This window comes from Cryptosporangium sp. NPDC048952, assembly GCF_043197895.1.
Taxonomy (GTDB): domain Bacteria; phylum Actinomycetota; class Actinomycetes; order Mycobacteriales; family Cryptosporangiaceae; genus Cryptosporangium.
Map to the genome: position 1 here is coordinate 676,505 of NZ_JBICTY010000001.1, position 14,722 is coordinate 691,226.

13 protein-coding genes are annotated in these 14,722 nt (G+C 70.3%); 7 read left to right on the forward strand and 6 right to left on the reverse strand.

Annotated elements, in window-relative coordinates:
- The first annotated feature begins 71 nt into the window (after positions 1-71).
- Complete coding sequence (locus tag ACGFY5_RS03100; RefSeq protein ID WP_392716721.1) at positions 72-1,604, forward strand: amidase; 1,533 nt, start codon at positions 72-74, stop codon at positions 1,602-1,604.
- Positions 1,601-2,896, forward strand: coding sequence for an FGGY-family carbohydrate kinase (locus tag ACGFY5_RS03105; protein ID WP_392716723.1), 1,296 nt, complete (start codon positions 1,601-1,603; stop codon positions 2,894-2,896). The genes ACGFY5_RS03100 and ACGFY5_RS03105 overlap by 4 nt, the downstream gene beginning before the upstream one ends.
- Positions 2,897-2,988: 92 nt before the next feature.
- Here the strand turns inward: ACGFY5_RS03105 and ACGFY5_RS03110 are convergent, their stop codons facing one another.
- Positions 2,989-4,017: an aldo/keto reductase gene (locus ACGFY5_RS03110; protein ID WP_392716725.1), complete on the reverse strand. Its 1,029-nt coding sequence runs from the start codon at positions 4,015-4,017 to the stop codon at positions 2,989-2,991.
- A gap of 260 nt (positions 4,018-4,277) precedes the next feature.
- Here ACGFY5_RS03110 and ACGFY5_RS03115 point away from each other — a divergent pair, with 260 nt between their 5' ends.
- From ACGFY5_RS03115 to ACGFY5_RS03125, 3 genes are all read left to right on the forward strand, one after another.
- Positions 4,278-4,733, forward strand: coding sequence for a VOC family protein (locus ACGFY5_RS03115; protein ID WP_392716727.1), 456 nt, complete (start codon positions 4,278-4,280; stop codon positions 4,731-4,733).
- Positions 4,721-5,107 (forward strand): nuclear transport factor 2 family protein, encoded by a 387-nt coding sequence (locus ACGFY5_RS03120; protein ID WP_392716729.1) that lies wholly within the window; start codon positions 4,721-4,723, stop codon positions 5,105-5,107. The genes ACGFY5_RS03115 and ACGFY5_RS03120 overlap by 13 nt, the downstream gene beginning before the upstream one ends.
- Positions 5,108-5,179: 72 nt before the next feature.
- Positions 5,180-6,265 (forward strand): TauD/TfdA family dioxygenase, encoded by a 1,086-nt coding sequence (locus tag ACGFY5_RS03125; protein WP_392716731.1) that lies wholly within the window; start codon positions 5,180-5,182, stop codon positions 6,263-6,265.
- A 24-nt stretch (positions 6,266-6,289) separates the two neighbouring features.
- Here the strand turns inward: ACGFY5_RS03125 and ACGFY5_RS03130 are convergent, their stop codons facing one another.
- From ACGFY5_RS03130 to ACGFY5_RS03150, 5 genes are all read right to left on the reverse strand, one after another.
- The gene (locus ACGFY5_RS03130; protein ID WP_392716733.1) at positions 6,290-7,330 is read right to left on the reverse strand and encodes an ABC transporter ATP-binding protein; all 1,041 of its coding nucleotides are present in this window, start codon (positions 7,328-7,330) and stop codon (positions 6,290-6,292) included.
- Between the two features lie 31 nt (positions 7,331-7,361).
- Complete coding sequence (locus ACGFY5_RS03135; protein WP_392716735.1) at positions 7,362-8,162, reverse strand: ABC transporter permease; 801 nt, start codon at positions 8,160-8,162, stop codon at positions 7,362-7,364.
- Entirely contained in the window at positions 8,159-8,962 is an 804-nt protein-coding gene (modA, locus tag ACGFY5_RS03140; RefSeq protein WP_392716737.1) for a molybdate ABC transporter substrate-binding protein, read from the reverse strand. Before modA ends, ACGFY5_RS03135 begins: the two co-directional genes overlap by 4 nt.
- A 117-nt stretch (positions 8,963-9,079) precedes the next feature.
- Positions 9,080-9,493 carry a molybdopterin-binding protein gene (locus tag ACGFY5_RS03145; protein ID WP_392716739.1) on the reverse strand — a complete coding sequence of 138 codons (414 nt, stop codon included), beginning with the start codon at positions 9,491-9,493 and terminating at the stop codon, positions 9,080-9,082.
- Positions 9,494-9,673: 180 nt separating this feature from the next.
- Positions 9,674-11,125 (reverse strand): aldehyde dehydrogenase family protein, encoded by a 1,452-nt coding sequence (locus ACGFY5_RS03150; protein ID WP_392716741.1) that lies wholly within the window; start codon positions 11,123-11,125, stop codon positions 9,674-9,676.
- Positions 11,126-11,199: 74 nt separating this feature from the next.
- Between ACGFY5_RS03150 and ACGFY5_RS03155 the strand changes: the two genes are divergently transcribed.
- The gene (locus ACGFY5_RS03155; protein ID WP_392716743.1) at positions 11,200-12,279 is read left to right on the forward strand and encodes an NAD(P)-dependent alcohol dehydrogenase; all 1,080 of its coding nucleotides are present in this window, start codon (positions 11,200-11,202) and stop codon (positions 12,277-12,279) included.
- 380 nt (positions 12,280-12,659) lie between these two features.
- Positions 12,660-14,717 (forward strand): cytochrome P450, encoded by a 2,058-nt coding sequence (locus ACGFY5_RS03160; protein ID WP_392716745.1) that lies wholly within the window; start codon positions 12,660-12,662, stop codon positions 14,715-14,717.
- The last annotated feature ends 5 nt before the right edge of the window (positions 14,718-14,722 follow it).

A 14,722-nucleotide genomic window follows, 5' to 3' on the forward strand; every position in this document is an offset into this window, starting at 1 on the left:
CGCCCGGCCGGTGCGGAGGCTCACCCGTCGCGCCGGGGTGCGTTGCCCCGACTCGGCTTGGCGCTGTTCTGATGGCGATCGACGAGGTCACCGCCGCCGCGGCCCGCGAATTCGCCACCCGCCTGCACGCCGCCCCGATCGCCCACTCAACCGAACCAGCAGCAACCTTCTCCGTTGCCCCGGTCCCCACGGTGGCACCGACCGGTCGAACCAGTTCTTCCTCTGCCGACGTACACACGCTCACCGGAGCAGCGAACGCGCTTCGCCGGGGCGAGGTGCGCAGCGTCGAGCTCGTCGAGGCGGCGCTGGCCGCGGGAGACAAGGCCGACCCCGAGCTCGGGGTGTTCCTCTCGCGGTTCGCCGACCGCGCCCGCGAGGCCGCGCAGCGCGTCGACGAGGCGCTGGCCGCGGGCGACGACCCCGGCCCCCTCGCCGGCCTCCCGCTCGGCATCAAGGACCTGCTCACCACGGAGGACGGCCCGACCTCGGCCGGCAGCCTGGTGGCACCCCCGGACGACCGGCGCGACGCCACCGCGGTCGCGCGCCTCCGCGCCGCCGGCGGCATCGTCGTCGGCAAGACGCTCACGTCCGAGTACGGCGTCGGCTCACCCGACCTCACCAAACCACTGCCGGTACCGCGCAACCCCTGGGACGCCACCCGCTGGACCGGCGGTTCGAGCGCCGGCAACGCAGCGGGCCTCGTCGCCGGAGCGTTCCTCGGCGCGCTGGGCACCGACTCCGGCGGCAGCATCCGCATGCCGTCGGCCTTCTGCGGTACGACGGGCCTCAAACCCACCTACGGACGCGTCTCCCGCGCCGGTGGCCTACCGATGGGCTGGTCCACCGACCACGTCGGCCCGATGGCCACCACGGCCCGCGACTGCGCGCTCCTGCTCTCGGTGATCGCGGGTCCCGACCCGGCCGACCCGACGACGTCGAACGCGCCGGTTCCGCGCTACGACCTCGACGGAGATCTGACCGGCGTCCGGATCGGCGTCGACCGCCTCGACCGGATCGGCGGCGCCGTGGCCGACCCCGCGCTGGCAGGCGTGTTCGCCGCCGCGCTCGACGAGCTGACCGCGCTCGGCGCCGACCTGGTCGAGATCGAGCTGCCGCTGTACCCGGAGCTGGCCGCAGCGTCGATAGTCCTGACGCTGAGCGAGGCCCTGACCTGGCACCGTCCAAACTTCGCCGTGCGCGGCGGGGACTTCTTCGCCAACACGCTCGCGACGATCGGACTCGCCGAGGCGTTCACGGCCGTCGACTACGTGCAGGCGCAGCGCGTCCGCCGGGCCGGCCAGGAGGCGGTCACCGCACTGTTCGACGACGTCGACCTGGTCGTGACGCCGACAGCGTCGATCGCCGCGACACCGTACGACCGGCTGGACCGGATGTTCGAGTCCGGCGAGTTCTTCGCGGTCTACGCGCCGTATTGGAACGTCGCCGGGAACCCGGCGCTGTCGGTACCGATGGGATTCACCGCCGATCGGATGCCGCTCGGCCTCCAGCTGATCGGCGCACCGTTCGACGAGGCGCTGGTGCTGCGCGCGGGGGATGCGTACCAGCGCCGCACGAGCTGGCACAACGGGAGGAGAGCCCTGTGACGGTAGTAGTGGGGCTGCACCTCGGCAGCGATTCGGCGCGGGCGCTCGCGCTCGGGCCCGACGGCGAGATCGTCGCCCGCGCGTACGCCCCGTACCCGGGAGCGGTCGGCTGGCCGGCCGGGCACGCGGACCCCGCGGGGTGGCTCTCGGGCGTCACGACCGCGCTCGAAGCGATCCTCGCGGACCTGCCCGCGGACCGGCCGTGCGTGGCGATCAGCCTCGGCGGCCAGAGCCCGACGACAGTGCCGGCGAACGGCGGCCTGGCCGTCACGTACCGCCACCCGGCCGGAGCCACCGGAACCCCCGCCGAGCAGCACGCGGCGCAGCTGTCGGTGCTGACCGAGGAGTCCGGGGGAGACATCGAGCCCCTCCAGGTCTACGACTGGCTGAGCACCCGGATCGGTGCCGACCCGGTCCAGTCGCGCTGGCCCGGTGATCCGGACCTGCCCGGTTACGGGCCGGTCGTCACCACCGGCAGGCCGATCGGGCACACCGACGGCAGCCACGGGCTGCCTGCCGGGATCCCGCTCGTCGCCGGGGCGCAGGACGCGTACCTGGCGTTCTGGGCCGGTGCGTTGGACCGGCCGGGACGCGGCATGGACCCGGGCGGTCGTACCGGGGGCATGGCGGTCGTTGTTTCCGAGGGCGTCCGGGTTCCCGGGATGTATACGCAGACCAGCGCGTTGAGCGGTCTGGACATCCTCGGTGGGCCGGTGAGTGGTCACGGGCTGATGCTCGAGTGGCTGCGGACGATCACCGGGTGCGGTATCCCGGAGCTGATCGACCTGGCAGCGACGGTTCCGCCGGGTGCGGACGGGGTGCTCGTGCTGCCGTACCTGGAGGGTGCGCGGGCGCCTCGGTGGAACCGGCAGCTGCGGGCGGAGATCGTCGGGCTCGGTTCGGACGCCGGGCGGCCGCAGTTGGCCCGCGCGGTGCTCGAGGCGACCGCGTACGGGCTGGCGCACGTGGCCGAGGGGCTCGCGGCCGGTGGGGTCACGCTGACGACGCTCGTCACGGCGGGGAACCCGGCGCGGAGCCCGCTCTGGAACCTGATCAAGGCGTCAGTGCTCGAGGTGCCGGTGGAGGTTCCCGAGGAGTGCGACCTCGCGGCCTACGGTGCCGCCCTCTCCGCCGGCGCCGGCGCCGGCTGGTGGCCGGGCCCCGGCGGGACCGGCGCTCATCAGTGGCCCCGCCCGGAGATCACCGTCGTGGACCCCGAGCCCCAACCCGCTTACCGCGAGGGCTACCAGCAATTCCTGGAACTAGGCGCCGCCTCGGAGGCGCGCAAGTAGCCGCGCTTCGACGCGGCGGTCGCCCGCGCTGGGCGCGCCCATCCATGCGCGACAACAAATCCCCCACGTCAGTGGGGGATTTGTTGATCGTGTCAGCGGCGGCGGTAGCGCGCGTCGGTGAGGGCGCGGGGGCGGTCGCCGGCGCCGGCCTGGTGGAGGTTGACGCCCGGCTCGACGACCGCGTCGATCCGGTCGAGGATCTCGTCGGAGAGGGTCACCTCAGCGGCACCCAGCTGCGACTCGAGCTGCTCCATCGTGCGCGGCCCGATGATCGCCGCCGACACCGCCCGGTGCGCCAGCACGAACCCGAGCGCCAGCTCGATGAGCGTCACGCCGGCGTCCTTGGCGATGTCCTCCAGCGGCTCGATCCGCATCAACTTCGCATCCCGCACCTCGGCGGCCTTGAAGTCGAAGTGGTCACCGTTGGTGTAGGCCCGCGAGCCCTCGGGAGCCTCGGCGCCCGGCCGGTACTTACCGGTCAGCCACCCACCGTTCAGCGGGCTGAACACCATCACGCCGAGCCCGTGCCGCTCGGCCGTCGGCAGCGCGTCGTACTCGGCGTGCCGGTCGAAGATCGAGTACGCCAGCTGCTCGGTACGGAACCGCTCGAACCCGCGCCGCTCGGACACCCACTGCGCCTCGACCAGATCACCACCGGGGAAGTTCGAGGTACCGATCGCCCGCACCTTGCCCGACCGAACCAGGTCGGTGAGCGCGCTCAGCGTCTCCTCGATGTCGGTGTCGGGGTCGGGCCGGTGGAACTGGTACAGGTCGATGTAGTCCGTGCCGAGACGGCGCAGCGAGTCCTCGACCGCCCGCACGATCCACCGGCGGCTACCACCGGAGCGGTTCACCGGCCCCGGCCCGACCGGCTCGCAGAACTTCGTGGCCAGCACGATGTCGTCCCGGCGGCCCTTGATCGCCTTGCCGACGATCTCCTCGGTCTCACCGAACGCGTAGACGTCCGCGGCGTCGAGGAAGTTGATACCGGCGTCGAGCGCCGCGTGGGTGATCCGGACGCACTCGTCGTGGTCGGGGTTGCCCCAGGCTCCGAACATCATCGTGCCGAGTGCGAGCGGGGTGACGCGGATGCCGGTGCGGCCGAGTAGCTGTGTACGCAAGGAAGTTCCTCTCCGGGAGCGCCCCGAGCGTACCGAGGACCGGCACACGAAGGGCCGGCCCCATTAGGCGCTGGGAACCACGCGCGAACCGATACGCCGCAACCCTCGCACAGAGAGCGACGAACTCTCATGTTTCGCGGGGGCAGAGTGTCCGGGACATCTTTGTCCCCCCGGCACATTCAGTGACCGCGAACGCCTCAGTACGGTAGTTCCCAACGCCAGAGCGCTGTGCCAGGGCTGAATCGAAGAGGAGTACCCCCGTGGCGGACGACACGAAGTTGACGCAGGCACGGTGGACGCATGTCGCGCTGCCGTCCGGCGACCTCGACAAGTCCATCGAGTTCTACACCTCGCTCACGCCCCTGGTCCTGCTGGAGCGCTTCAAGGACGACGCCGGGCAGAGCGCCTGGCTGTCCAACGACAAGCAGGTCGACAGCCCGTTCGTGCTCGTCCTGGTCGACTTCAACAAGGACCACGGCGGCCAGCACGGCCAGCTCACGCCGTTCGCGCACATCGGCATCGAGGTGCCGAACCGTGAGGACGTCGACGCGATCGCCGACAAGGCCCGCGAGATGGGCAACCTGCACTGGGACCCGCAGGACATCGGCGGCGTGGTCGGCTACGTCTGCGCGCTGAAGGACCCCGACGGCAACGTCATCGAGATCTCGCACAACCAGCGGGTCTTCTCGACGATCCGCGAAAAGTGGGGCAACTGAGCGATACCCGGGCGGTCGTCGAGCGTTACCTGGCTGCGCTCAACGCCGGTGACGCCGACGCCGTCGCGGCGTGTGTGACCGAGGACTTCCACAACGAGCACACGTCCGCGACCGCCCGCAGCTTGACCGGCCGCACGACCTATCGGGAGCGCCTCGGCGGCTTCCTGGCCGAGTTCCAAGAATTGCACTACGAGGTCGAAGACCTGTTGGTCGACGACGACCGCGCCGCCGTCGGGTACCGGATGACGTTCCGGATCGGCGAGAAGCCGGTGAACGTGCGCGGAATGTTCTGGTTCCGCGTCGAAGAGGGCTTGATCGCGCACCGGCGCGACTACTGGGACGGCACGACCGTCCAGCAGCAACTGGAGCAGTGACAGCAGTAACCCGCCCGAGTCGCCGGCGAAGTCCGGCTGGGCCGCAGTTCCTTTCCCTAGGGAGACACCACGATGACCGTCACCACGGACCTGTCCCCGGTCACCGGGCCGGCGGCCTGGCGGGGCGACCAGCTCCAGGACGACAAGACCTGGATCTACCAGCTCAGCGACGTCGAGATCGCGGAGCTCGAGACCGTCGGACGCAAGTTCGTCGAGGACGACCCGGACCTTCGCACGGTGACCAAGGCGGATTACCCGCTGCCGGCGCTCGAAGAGGCCATCAAGACGTGGGCCCACGACATGGACCGCGGCCGCGGCTTCGTTCTCATCCGGGGTCTGAAGACCGAGCTCTACTCGGACGCCCTGTCCGGCGCGATCTTCTACCTCACCGGCCTGCACCTCGGTGTGCCGATGAAGCAGAACGAGCTGGCCGACCTGATCGACCACGTCATCGCCACCTCGACGAAGACGATGGACGACCCGTCCGCGCTGTCCTCGCGCGTCGCCGACAAGCTGGTGTTCCACTCCGACAGCTCGGACGCGGTGGCGCTGTTCTGCCTCCGTCCGGCCAAGGAGGGTGGCGCGTCCAGCCTGGTCTCGGGTGCGCAGATCTACAACGAGATCCTGTCGCGTCGGCCCGACCTGGCTCCGCTGCTGCACGAGCCGTTCTACTTCGACTGGTACAAGCAGGACCACGACGCCCCGGAGAAGACCTACACCTCTCCGATCGTCAGCATCAAGGACGGCGTGTTCAGCATGTACGCCGGCTCGACGTACATCTTCACCGCGCAGGACTACCCCGAGACGCCGCGCCTCACGGAGCAGCAGATCGAGGTCATCAAGCTGTTCGACGAGATCACCTACGAGCCGGGCATGGCGCTGGACATGGACTTCCAGCCCGGTGACATCCAGTGGGTCTCGAACTACGCCGCTCTGCACTCGCGCACCGCGTTCATCGACTACCCGCAGTACGGCCGCAAGCGCCACCTGCTGCGTCTGTGGCTGAAGCGGGACAGCGACCGGCCGCTCGTCGACAAGTTCGGCAAGCACGTCGTGAAGGCGCGCGAGGAGGACCGCGAGGACACCTCGGGCGTCGAGGACCTCGGCCAGTTCTCCGTCAAGACCGCCGTCGTCCCCCGCATGGACTGGGGTCTGTAGCAGCTCCCCACCGCCTACCCCGCGTCAGGCGGGGTAGGCGGTGATCGCGGAGGCCTTGGCGGTCAGCCAGACGCTGTGGCCGGCGGCGAGGTCGAGGTCGGCTACGGCGTCGGGGGTGAGGTCGACGAGGGCGTTCGGTGCGCCCTCGACCGCGACGCGGATCCGGTCACCCCACGCCTCCACGCCGACGATCCGCCCGTGCCAGGTGTTCCGCGGACTACCAGCGGTCGGCTCCGACCGGTACAGCGCGATCTCCGACGGCCGCACGGCCACGTGTACGGGCCCCTGCAGCCCCGATTCCGCGACGGTGAACACGCCACCCTCGGCGAGAGTCACCCGTCCGTCAGCGGCTTCTCCGCGGTACAGATTCAGCCCGACGAGACGCGCGACGTAATCCGTCGCGGGCCGCCGGGTCACGTCGGCGGCCGAGCCCTCCTGCACGATTCGGCCACCCTCGAGCACGACGAGCCGGTCGGCCAGGATCATCGCCTCGATCGGGTCGTGCGTGATCACCAGCGACGGCCCGCCGTACGAGGTCAGGTGCGTGCGCAGGTCGGTACGGAGCCGCAGCCGGGTGCCCGCGTCGAGCGCGGACAGCGGCTCGTCGAGCAGCAACAGATCCGGGTCGATCGCGAGCGCCCGCGCCAACGCGACGCGCTGGGCCTGCCCGCCGGAGAGTCCACCCGGCCGCTTTCCGGCGTGGTCGGCCAACCCGAACCGGTCGAGCCACTCCCGCGCGGTGGCCCGGGCGGACGCCCTCCGGACGCCACGCACCCGCAGCCCGTACGCCACGTTCTCCAGCGCCGAGAGGTGCGGGAACAGCAGGTAGTCCTGGAAGACGACGCCGACCTTGCGCTCCTCCACGGGCCGGGAGTCCAGCCGCTGCCCGTCCAACTCGATCCGCCCGCCGGTCAGCGGTGTCAGCCCGGCCAGCGCGCGCAGCAGCGTGGTCTTCCCCGCGCCGTTCGGCCCGATCACCCCGAGTACCTGCCCCGGCGTGGCGGTCAACGACACGTCCAGCGAGAACGTCCCCCGGTCGACGCGGACGTCCGCGGTCAGCGTCATGCGGCGGCCCCTCGGTCGCGGCTGTCCGCGCTCACGCCGCGGCGCCCTGGGAGCGGACGACGCGGTCGCGGAGCGCGACCAGGATCAGGATCGAGACGAGGAGCAGCACGAGCGAGAGCGCGATCGCCGCGTCGGGATCGCTCTCCAGGGCCAGGTACACAGCGAGCGGCATCGTCTGCGTGGTGCCCGGATAGTTGCCGGCGAACGTGATCGTCGCGCCGAACTCGCCGAGCGCGCGTGCCCAGCAGAGCACCGCACCGGCGAGCACCGACGGTGCGATCAGCGGCAGCGTGATGCGTCGGAACGTGGTCAGGCGGCTCGCGCCGAGGCTCGCCGACGCCTCCTCGAACCGGCGGTCGGCGGCACGCAGCGCACCCTCGACGGTGAGGATCAGGAACGGCATCGCGACGAACGTCTCGGCGAGGACGACGGCCGTCGTCGTGAACGGGATCGTGTAGTCGAACCACTGGTCGAGGTAGCGTCCGACGATGCCGCGGCGGCCGAACGCGAGCAGGAGCGCCACACCGCCGACGACGGGCGGCAGCACGAGCGGCACGGTCACCAGCGCCCGCAGCAGCGCCTTGCCGGGGAACTCGGCCCGCGCCAGCACCCAGGCCAGGGGCACGCCGAACACCAGCGACAACGCGGTCGCGAGCAGCGCGCTGACTACCGACAGCCGGAGCGCCTCCCGCACCAGCGGATCACTCAGCAGCTGCGGCAGCGTCGCCCACGGCGCCCGCACCAGCAACCCGGCCAGCGGCAGCGCGAGGAACACCACCGCGACGAGTGCCGGCACCGCGAGCGGTGCCGGCACTCCTCCGCGTCGACTCACGGAGCGGTGAAGCCCGCGGCCTCGAGAACCTTGGTGCCGTCGGCCCCGAGCACGTAGTCGACGAAGGCCTTCGCGCCGTCCGCGTTCGGCGCGTCCTTCAGCGTCGCGATCGGGTAGGCGGTGGAGGCGTTCTGGTCCGCCGGGATCTCGATCCCCTTGACCTTCGCCCCCGCGGCCTGCACGTCGGTCTTGTAGACGATGCCGGCGTCGACCTCACCCAGCGAAACCGTCGTGAGTACCGACTTCACGTCCGCGCCGAGCGTCTTCGGCTTCACCGTGATCTTCGCCTTGTCGAGCACCTTCTTGGCGGTGGCGCCGCAGGGCACCTGCTCCTGGCAGAGCGCGATCTTCAGGTTCGGCTTGGACAGGTCGGCCAGCGCGGCCACCTTGCCGGGGTTGTCCGGCGGCACCGCGATCTCCATCGTGTTCTGCGCGAAATTCTTGGAGTCCCCGGCATCGCCATCAGCGACCACCGCGTCCATGTTCTTCGTGCTCGCCGACGCGAAGACGTCGGCCGGTGCACCCTGGCCGATGCTCTCGGCCAGCGCCGAGCTCGCCGCGAAGTTGAACTTCACGGTGACGCCCGGGTGCGCCTCCTCGAACTGCTTGCCGAGCGTCGTGAACGACTCGGTCAGCGAGGCGGCGGCGAACACCGTGACGGTGCCCTTGAGGTCGCTGTCGGCGCTCGCCGACGCGGAGCTCGAGCTGCTGGCGGTGTCGCTGCTGTCGTCGCCGCAACCGGCGAGCAACAACGATGCGGCCGTCGTTACGGCTGCGGCGAGCAGAGCAGGTCGGCGCACGATGACCTCCGAGAGGTGCCGCCGGCCGGTGCCGGCAGGGTGGGGTGGTGTCGCGCGGGGCGGCCGCGCGGCGCGGTGGGAGCCGGGCGGTCGTCGACCGCCCGGAACGGTGGGCGGCTAGTCGGGGTGGCGGGGGACTTCGACGACGACGTTCGTGGACTTCACGGCGGCCACGGCGAGGACACCGGGCTCGAGGCCGAGCTCGTCGGCGGACTCGCGGCTCATCAGGGAGACCACCCGGTGCGGACCGGCCTGGATCTCGACCTGGGCCATCACCCCGTCCCGGACCACCCGGGTGACGATGCCGGTGAACCGGTTGCGTGCCGACTCGGCGACGATCGGCGAGTCGATCCCGGCCGGGCGGTCGGCGGCGATGTCGGTGGCGAACACGGCCAGGTCGGCACCGTCGATCGCGATCCGGGACCCCGGCTCGCGAACGGTGGGGAGCTTCCCGGAGTCGGCCCACCGCCGAACCGTGTCGTCGCTGACGCCGAGCAGCGCAGCGGCCTCACTGATCCGATACGTGGGCACCGCGTAACGCTAGCACCGCGAATGCGGAGTATGAATCGCCGAGGATCCGTATTTACGGAACCGTGAGCCGGCTGATCGATCGGACCGGGCCGCGGGTCCGGACAGCAAGAGGCGCCGGGTCGCATCATTGCGACCCGGCGCCGGTGGCCGGGGTCAAGGCCCGGCCGCTTCGGAGAGGCGTCAGTCGAGCGGACGCATCTTGATCGTCACGCCCTTCTCGGACGTGTACTCCTTCATCGCCTCGTAGCCGCCGCCCTGGCTGAACCCGCTCTCCTTGGCCAGGTTGAACGGGAAGCCGATGATCGCCGAGTTCGCGAACTCGTTGACCGACACCTGGCCCGAGCGCACCTCCTGGGTGACGCGCAGCGCGCGGGACAGGTCGTTCGTCCAGACGCTGACGAGCAGGCCGTACGGGGTGGCGTTCACGCGGTCGATCGCGTCACGCGCACCGCGGAACGACTCGGCGGCGAGCACCGGGCCGAAGATCTCCTCGCGGACGATCGGCATGTCCGGCGTGACCTTGTCGAACAGCGTCGGCTTCACGAACCAGCCGTCGGTGCCGCCGGGACCACCGGTGACGACCCGGGCGCCGCCCGCGACGCCCCCGGACAGGAAGCCGGAGACCCGCTCGTGCTGGATGCCGTTGACCAGCGGACCCATGTCGAGGTCCTCGTGCCACGGACCGGCCTTCACGGCCTCCATCGCGGCGGCCAGCCGCTGGACGACCTCGTCGTAGATCGGCTCCTCGATCAACAGCCGCGAGCCCGCGTAGCAGTTCTGGCCGGCGTTCTCGACGATCGACTCGAGGATCGCGGGCACCGCCGCGTCCAGATCGGCGTCCGCAAACACTACGTTCGGTGACTTACCGCCGAGCTCCAGCTTCACCGGAACCAGGTTCTCGGCGGCCGACCGCATGATCGCCCGGCCGGTGGCCGACGAACCGACGAAGCTGATGTGGTTGATGCCGGGGTGCGAGGTCAGCGGCTGGCCGGCTTCCGGGCCCAGACCGGTGACGACGTTCAGAACGCCTGGCGGGAGCCCTGCTTCCGCGGCCAGCGCGGCGATCGCGAGCGGGCTCATCGGCGCGTACTCCGACGGCTTGAGCACGACGGTGTTTCCCGCGGCGAGCGCCGGAGCGGCATCGGCCATGAAGAGAATTGCCGGGACGTTCCACGCGATCACCATCGCGCAGACGCCGAGCGGCTCACGGAGAGTGAAGCCCGTGTTGTCGGCCGAGCGGGACGGTAGCGTCGCGCCGTGCAGCTTGTCGGCGGCCCCGGCGAAGTAGCCGAGAATGCTTCCGGCGATGAAGATGTTGGTGCGGGCGTCGGACAGCGGCTTGCCGACATCCTGGGCCTCGTAGCGCGCGAGTTCCTCGACGTGCTGGAAGATGAGCTGCGACCAGCGGGCGAGGATGGCACCCCGATCGCTGGGGTTCATCCGCGACCAACCGTCGTAGGCGGTGCGGGCCGCGGAGACGGCGGCGTCCACGTCAGCGGCGGTCGCCCGGCCGGCCTGGTGGAACGCTTGCTGGGTGGCCGGGTCGAGCACCGGCAGGGCCTCTCCGGAGGCGGGAGATTGCCAGCTCCCGGCGATCAGGAGGCGGTTCTCTGGGACGGCGAGCTCGCTCATATTGGAAGTCTTGACGGCTACCATCTCAGAAGTCAAGATGCCGTCTCGCCATAGTGAGATAACGGAGAGTTCTCGTGGACATTACCGTCGCCGCCGTAACCGAGGAGAAGACCTTCGAGTTGCGGCCTGCCCAGCTCGAGGAGCCCCGTGCGGACGAGGTGCTGGTGCGCCTGAGCGCGGTCGGCATCTGCGCCACCGACCTGCACTTCTCTACGTTCCTACCCACCAACGCCGTGCTCGGACACGAAGGCGCCGGTGTGGTCGAGGCCGTCGGCGCCGGGGTCAGCGGCGTGGAGGTCGGCGACCAGGTGGCGCTGGCGTTCACGTCCTGCGGTGTCTGCAAGCAGTGTCGCACCGCGTCGCCGTCGTACTGTGCCCAGTTCGACGCCCTGAATTTCGCCGGCGCCCGCGCGGACGGAAGCTCGGCCCTGAGCATCGACGGCCAGCCGGTCTACGGCCACTTCCTCGGCCAGTCGGCGTTCGCCACCCACGCGGTCGTGAACGTGCGCAGCATCGTCACGCTGCCGGACACCGCCGACCTGCGCACCGTTGCCCCGTTCGGCTGCGGGTTCATGACCGGCGCCGGTGCGATCCTGCACACGGTCAAGCCGGGTCCGGAGAGCGCGGTTGCCGTGTTCGGCGCCGGCGCGGTCGGCCTTTCGTCGGTGATGACCGCGGCCGCCGCGGGCGCGCAGACGATCATCGCGGTGGACGTGAGCCCGAGCCGCCTGCAGACCGCGCAGGAGGTCGGCGCCACGCACGTGCTCGACTCGCGCGAGGGCGACATCGTCGAGCGGATCCGCGCGATCGTGCCGGACGGCTTGGACGGTTCGGTCGACACGACCGGCCGCGCCGACGTCGTGAAGGCCGCCGTGACCGCGCTGCACACCCGGGGCACCTGCGCCGTCGTCGGCGTCGGCCCGAGCGAGAACGTCGAGATCGAGTGGCGGACGCTGCTCAACGGCCGCACGGTCACCGGCGTGATCTCCGGGAGCGCCGTGCCGCAGGTGCTCGTGCCCCAGCTGCTCGAGTGGCAGCAGGCCGGTCGCTTCCCGGTCGAGAAGCTGATGGCCCACTACGCGTTCGCCGACATCAACGAGGCCGCCGCCGCTACCAAGCGCGGCGACGTCGTCAAAGCGGTCCTGACGTTCTGAAAGCACAAGTGGGCACCCGAAACCCTGTGCTCACGGGTGAAGGTTTTGTTTCGTATCTCGTCCCGAGGGCGAGGTCATGACGCCGAAATCGAGGCTCTGACCTGCATGGATGCGGGGAGGCGTCTATTTCGGACTATTGCTCGAGGCGATTGACGGCCTTTCGGACGCCGTTTACGGTTACAGCAACTCCGGTGGCGCGGCCGGGGCAAACACCGCGCAAGTTAGCTTCGGATGCCGTGGAGATGGCAGTGGAAGCAGCACGACCGACGGTCGAATTCGACCATCACGCCCCGGAGTTGATCGATGATCCGGTGCGTCCTTACGCCGAGGTCCGGGGTAAATGCCCGGTCGCTTGGACCGAGTCCCATGGTGGTCACTGGGTGACCACGCGGTACGAGGACATCGCCAGAATCGCTCGGGACGACGCGACGTTCTCGTCGGCCCGCCGCAGCGAGGACAGCGGCCTCGGGTTCGTGATCCCGGAGGGCAAAGCGAGCTCGCAGTACCCGATCGAGCTCGACCCACCCGAGTCGACGATCTATCGGGACCTGATCAACCCGCTCCTGAGCCGGTCGGCGATCGAAAAGCTCGTTCCGATGATCGCGCAGCACGTCACCAACGTGGTCGACGCGTTCATCGAGGACGGCCACGCCGACCTGGTGCAGCAGCTCACGAACCCGGTTCCCACCGCGGTGACGCTCGACTGGCTGGGCTTCCCCCGCGAGGACTGGAAGCGTCTGGCCGGCCCGATCCACGACCTGTTCGCCGCGAGGCCCAACAGCGAGCGGGAGATGCGTGGCGGCATGGGCCTGGCGTTCATGGGCGACCGCATCCTCGAGGTGATGGCCGACCGCCGCAAAGACCCGCAGAACGACGCGGTGTCGTGGCTGGTGCAGCAGGTCAAGCCGAACGGCGAACCGTTCAGCGACGACGAGATGACCTCGGTGATCTTCCTGCTCATCGCGGGCGGCGTCGACACCACGACGGCGCTCACCAGCTCGACGCTGGTGCACCTGAGCAGGCACCCCGACGACCGCAAGCGGTTGATCGAGGACCCGGCGTTGCTCGACGTCGCCACCGAGGAGTTCCTGCGCGCGTACCCGCCGGCCCAGGCCATGGCGCGGACCGTCCTGCAGGACACCGAGATCGGCGGCTGTCCGGTGATGAAGGGTGACCGGGTACTGATTCCCTGGGTCGCCGCGAACTACGACCCGGAAGCCTTCCCGGAGCCGGAGAAGTTCGTTCTCGACCGCGACCCGCGCGGGCACCTGACGTTCGGTATCGGCAGCCACCGCTGCCCGGGCGCCCACCTGGCCCGGGCGATGTACCGCGAGATGATCACCCAGGTCCTCGAGCGGCTGCCCGATTACCAGATCGACCCGGTCGGCCCGAAGCCCACCGAGTCGTGGGGGAGCCAGTCGGGCTGGGACCACATCCCGGTGACGTTCACGCCGGGCCCCCAGCGCAAGACGGCGAAGACGACGAGCGCGACCGGCCTCGACGTCCAGCTGCTCACGCTGGCCGCGGTGGAACCGATCGCCGAGGGCGTGGTGTCGCTGCGCCTCACCGGCGACGGCGAGCTCCCGAGCTGGGAGCCCGGCGCCCACCTCGATCTGATCCTCCCGTCGGGGAAGGTCCGCCAGTACTCGCTCTGCGGCGACCCTGCGGACACCATGTCGTACACGGTGGCGGTCCTTCGCGAGAAGGACGGTCGCGGCGGCTCGGTCGAGGTGCACGAGATCCTCGCGGCCGGCTCTCCGATCCGGGTGCGCGGTCCGAAAAACCACTTCCGCCTGATCGACGCCGAGCGCTACCTGTTCGTCGCCGGTGGCATCGGCATCACGCCGATCAGCGCGATGGTCCGTGCGGCGGAACAGAGTGGCGCCGAGTGGACGCTGCTCTACGGCGGCCGCACCCGGTCGTCGATGGCGTTCGCGGAGAAGCTGCAGGAGCAGTACGGCGACCGGGTCGAGCTGGTTCCCCAGGACGAGCTCGGACACCCCGACCTGGCGGCTGCGTTCGCGGCGGCCAAGCCGGGCACCCAGGTCTACTGCTGCGGCCCGGAAGGGCTGCTGACGGCCGTGGAAAATACGGTCGGCGACCTGGACCTGCACGTCGAGCGGTTCACCAGCAGCGGTACCGACCGGGTGGCCCCCATCCCGGTGGACTCGAAGGAGTTCATCGTGAAGCTGGCCAGGGCGGGCAAGGAGTTCCGGGTCCCGGCGGACCGCACGCTGCTCGAAGCGGTGCGCGACGTCGTTCCCGGCGTGCCGTACGACTGCGAAGAAGGCTTCTGCGGTTCGTGCGAGACGCGGGTGCTGGCCGGCAAGGCCCTGCATCGGGACACGATCCTGACCGAGTCCGAGCGCGCCGAGAGCAACTCGATGATGATCTGCGTCAGCCGGTGCGCATCCGACCGGCTGACGCTGGACCTGTGAGTGCC

Coding starts and splice junctions, on each gene's coding strand:
- ACGFY5_RS03100 (WP_392716721.1), top strand. CDS start 72: ATGGCGATCGACGAGGTCACCGCCGCCGCGGCCCGCGAATTCGCCACC.
- ACGFY5_RS03125 (WP_392716731.1), top strand. CDS start 5,180: ATGACCGTCACCACGGACCTGTCCCCGGTCACCGGGCCGGCGGCCTGG.
- ACGFY5_RS03130 (WP_392716733.1), bottom strand. CDS start 7,330: ATGACGCTGACCGCGGACGTCCGCGTCGACCGGGGGACGTTCTCGCTG.
- ACGFY5_RS03150 (WP_392716741.1), bottom strand. CDS start 11,125: ATGAGCGAGCTCGCCGTCCCAGAGAACCGCCTCCTGATCGCCGGGAGC.